This is a genomic window from Methanosarcinales archaeon, from assembly GCA_014859725.1.
Taxonomy (GTDB): domain Archaea; phylum Halobacteriota; class Methanosarcinia; order Methanosarcinales; family Methanocomedenaceae; genus Kmv04.
In genome coordinates this window covers 1-4,050 of record JACUTQ010000176.1, presented here as the reverse complement: position 1 = coordinate 4,050, position 4,050 = coordinate 1, and the positions used below count along the sequence as shown (strand labels likewise).

Below are 4,050 nucleotides of genomic sequence, written 5' to 3'. Positions count from 1 at the left end.
TAAAGTGATGAATTCGGCAAATGGAATCTTGATCCTGGGAGTTGCCTGGCTTATTTTCTGGTTAGGACCTGCCTTTTTTCTGTTCAGGGAAGATCCCAGGTGGGGGCATAATTTCTCAGTTCCCATCACTTTCGTTACAGTGGGAATGGCATTCCATTTGAGGAAGATCTCGTGCCAGTTGATAGCGCTCATTTCTGCATTTTTTATAGTACCTACCCTGGTAGCTTTCTGGTCCGGGAGCACTGCCACCGGTATTGCCATCGGGTTTCTGGGTCTTATGATTATTCTCTATTTTGCAGAGAAAGGAAGAGAGTCTGAACTGGTCCATCCTAATCCCAGATTGAATGCCTGGCTGAAAATTCACCTGATGACCTTTACATATATCGGTCTTGCCCATATGTCCCTGATCTTTTTTCTGGTAAGATGGTTTAATCCCGATTCTTTCTCTTTATATCTTCCGGCCGAACACCATGTGTCAACCACTGTTTTCAATGCCATGCTGTTCATTCTGGTCATTCTCGCTATAATGGAAAGGTTTGTCAAGAAATTAGGGAGATTCCAGGTGGAAAAAATTGGTTTTGTCTGGGCCATGCTTATGATAATATTGCCACTTATCGCCATCAACATCCTTGGAGAATAATTGGGAATAAAAGGAGAAAATGAATGGAAAACGAATCTATAATCACATACGGATGCTTCCATCCTGACCATACTGAGGAAATGAGATATTTTGAGGAAAATAAGGTCTACACAGTCCAGATAGAATCGAACCTAACCTGTCAGCAAGGCTGCCGTTACTGTTACGCATCATCTGTTGATACTACCATGAAAGAACTACCCAGCCAGAACATCATAGATATCCTGGATTCGTCAGCAAGGATGGAAGTGAGGGCTATAGACTGGTTAGGTGGTGATCCTCTTCTCAGAAGTGACTGGTATGAATTGATGTCATATGCCATGGACAAAGGTTTAAAGAATAATATCTGGACCAGCGGAATACCCCTTGAGAATATTGAATTGGCTAAAAAAGCAGTTGAAGTAGCAGAAGGAGGGTTTATTTCGGTGCATTTGGACAGCCTGGATGAGAAGATCTATGGCAAGCTACATAAGGGTGATCCAAAAAAGAAGATCCAATCCATCCTGAAAGGGGTCGAGAACGTCCAAAACCTTGGAAAGGATCCTGATACTATGATCAATTGTATCACGTTCACAAAACTGGTGGCCGGAGATGATGTTAAGCAGACTACCAGATATTTTTTCGATAATTTTGGCATGAGGACCTGTCTGACCCAGATGTGCAAGACAGGACTTGCCCAGGAACATACTGAATGGATTCCTGGTATCCGGGATATCAGAGAAGCCTGCGAGGTTCGGGATGAAGTAAATTATGCTACTTCTCAACTCTCGATGAGTACTATGGATGCCAATAAATTTTATTGCGGGGGTATAATCTGCGTGACCATTGACGGTGACCTGACACCCTGCTCTGTTATCAGAAAGGGATTCGGGAATATTTATAACACCTCATTTGAGCAGGCAGTAGAACAGTACAGGGATGACCTGCTGTTGACCCACCTAAGAGACCCTGCTAATCTGCCAGGTCATTGTAGTATCTGTAAAAATAGCTCTGTTTGCTGGGGATGCAGAGCTACCGCTTTTTATGAGAATGGTGATATTCTGGCCGAGGACCCAAGATGCTGGATGAATCCCAATAACTATAGGAGCTGATATATTTGAATTCCATAAAGAAAGGCAGGAAATTGGATTTTACCATAGGAGATGTCAACGAAGTTTATGAAGGGGCAGGAGGTATTCTCTGGGAAATGCTGATGGGTGAGCAGATCCATGTGGGCGGAGAGAGTGAAACAGACAAAATGGCATTAAAAGCCGGAGTGAAAAAGGATGACAATATACTGGACATCTGCAGTGCCTTGGGAGGCCCGGCCAGACAGCTGGCCAGGAAATATAAATGTCATGTCACGGGTCTGGATGCCACACAAAAAATGGTAGATGAAGCAGAGAGGAGGACCATTGACGAGGGATTGGACAATCTGGTACATAATCGATTGGGCAATGCCCTGGATATCCCTTTTAGAGCTGATACTTTTAATATTGTATGGGGGCAGGACGCATGGTGCTATATTACCCAAAAAGAACGATTAATAGAAGAAGCTCACAGGGTCCTGAAACCTGGTGGTCTTGTTGCTTTTACCGATTGGATACAGATCGGGACCATGACTGATGAGGAATGGATTCAGCTTAATAGCTTCATGGTCTTTCCTTATATGGAAACGCTGGATGGGTATGGAGAGCTGTTGCTAAATGCAGGTTTTACCGTGATAGAAAAGGAAGATCTGAGTATTGATTTCGCCCGACATTGTACCATCTACCAAAAAAAACTGAAGAACGAACTAAAAGATCCCATCATTCAGACCTACGGTGTAGATATGTTCAATGAAGTGGATAGGGGTCTTAATAATTGGGTTAATGCTGCACATGAAGGTAAAGTGGGCAGGGGAAGGCTGATAGGTAAGAAGTTATGAGTATGGATGCTGTAATCGTGATGGCCAAAGCACCCAGGCCAAATAAGGTGAAAACAAGATTGACACCACCATTGGACTCTGAAACCGCTTCCCGCCTTTACTGCTGTTTCCTGCTGGATAAGCTGGAGCAGGTTAAGGATCTGGAGGGGATCTGTCCTATGATAGCTTATACTCCCCATGAAAGTGCAGACTTCTTCACAAGTATCCGACCTGCCGGATTCACTCTTATACCTCAAAAAGGAGGTAATCTTGGTGAAAGGCTGGCAAATGTTTCCGGATATATTGTTAAACAAGGATTTAAAAAAGTGGTTATTCTGGACAGTGACAGTCCAAATCTACCATCTAAATATATTTATGAGAGTTTGAGGTGTCTTGATACAGCAGATGCAGTGATCGGTCCCTGCCTGGACGGAGGTTATTACCTGATCGGTTTTAACAACCATATACCTGAATTATTTCACGGCATCCCGTGGAGTACTTCCAGGGTTACGGAATTAACCATGGAAAAGGCTGCGAACTGTGGAAAAACGATATCACTCCTCAATGAATGGTATGATGTGGATACATGGAAAGACCTGCTTCGATTGAAAAGGGATCTGGAAAGGCCATTACATGGGAGCTATTTTTGTAAGAACACTTACCGGATGATATCTAATCCTCAAGTGGTTTCACCCCGTTCTTAAGATAATTTCGTATGGGGATGTAGAGTAGAAGGATAGGAGAATGTCCATGTGTTCAAGCCGATACTGTTTACCATACACTAGGCTGATAAACGCTTTCGGCACCTCACTATCCAGCTCTTCTGCTGCTTCCTTCCGCTTCACTCTGCCTGGGTGCCCATCTCGATCTGCTCTGTCCGCACTTATGGTTGGGAGCAGGAGCTTTTTCATGTGGATCTGTAACAGGACTTAATCCAGTTGAAAAATGAAAACAGGGGATGATTATAAATAATGAAAGAACAAGAATAAATTCTGGGAGTGAATTCGTGGATGAAGCCTGAAAATATTATAAAATTAGAGACGCGGCAAAAGGCTCGTGAGGAGGCACTGAAAAATGCAGTGAAAGCTGCAAGAACGGATGCTGATATTCTTGCCAGCGCTCTGGATGTGAGGATCACAGGGACAGTCCAGGCAAGCACAAGCGGCGGCAGTCTCACAAGTCCGGCCCCCTATATGGAATATGCGGTGGCTGAGAGTATAAGAAGCACACCCATCACACCCGGGGATGTAAGTGTTAGTGCTTATGTGACTGTAACGTATCAATTCGAATAGAATAAGAAATGTGAAACAGGCGCTGAAATGCAGGATGCCTGTTTCATTTATTACCATATGTTGTACCGGCGAATTTCAATGAGATCGCCCTTATTTCTTTTTATTTATTGAGGTTCTCTTTAACATCGTGTGGGTAACATCACTTTTATTATATTAGTTATTTTTCAGACACTGATTAACACCGATTTACACAGATTTAATCTCAATCTATTTTTTTGCATCCATGACACGACGTT

Annotated in this window: 5 protein-coding genes; all 5 read left to right on the top strand. The window is 43.3% G+C overall.

The features are described from left to right. Positions 1-640 (top strand): hypothetical protein (locus tag IBX40_11435; GenBank protein MBE0524930.1); only part of this gene is annotated, 640 nt, incomplete at its 5' end. 23 nt (positions 641-663) lie between these two features. Next, complete coding sequence (locus IBX40_11430) at positions 664-1,728, top strand: radical SAM protein (GenBank protein MBE0524929.1); 1,065 nt, start codon at positions 664-666, stop codon at positions 1,726-1,728. A 95-nt stretch (positions 1,729-1,823) separates the two neighbouring features. Beyond that, positions 1,824-2,543 carry a methyltransferase domain-containing protein gene (locus tag IBX40_11425; protein MBE0524928.1) on the top strand — a complete coding sequence of 240 codons (720 nt, stop codon included), beginning with the start codon at positions 1,824-1,826 and terminating at the stop codon, positions 2,541-2,543. 2 nt (positions 2,544-2,545) lie between these two features. After that, positions 2,546-3,226 carry a TIGR04282 family arsenosugar biosynthesis glycosyltransferase gene (locus IBX40_11420; GenBank protein MBE0524927.1) on the top strand — a complete coding sequence of 227 codons (681 nt, stop codon included), beginning with the start codon at positions 2,546-2,548 and terminating at the stop codon, positions 3,224-3,226. 306 nt (positions 3,227-3,532) lie between these two features. Continuing rightward, entirely contained in the window at positions 3,533-3,814 is a 282-nt protein-coding gene (locus IBX40_11415; protein ID MBE0524926.1) for an SIMPL domain-containing protein, read from the top strand. Positions 3,815-4,050 lie beyond the last annotated feature (236 nt).

What these genes read in the sequence shown, in the direction of transcription:
- IBX40_11430 (MBE0524929.1), top strand. Translation starts at nt 664, where the DNA reads ATGGAAAACGAATCTATAATCACATACGGATGCTTCCATCCTGACCAT.
- IBX40_11425 (MBE0524928.1), top strand. Translation starts at nt 1,824, where the DNA reads ATGCTGATGGGTGAGCAGATCCATGTGGGCGGAGAGAGTGAAACAGAC.
- IBX40_11420 (MBE0524927.1), top strand. Translation starts at nt 2,546, where the DNA reads ATGGATGCTGTAATCGTGATGGCCAAAGCACCCAGGCCAAATAAGGTG.
- IBX40_11415 (MBE0524926.1), top strand. Translation starts at nt 3,533, where the DNA reads ATGAAGCCTGAAAATATTATAAAATTAGAGACGCGGCAAAAGGCTCGT.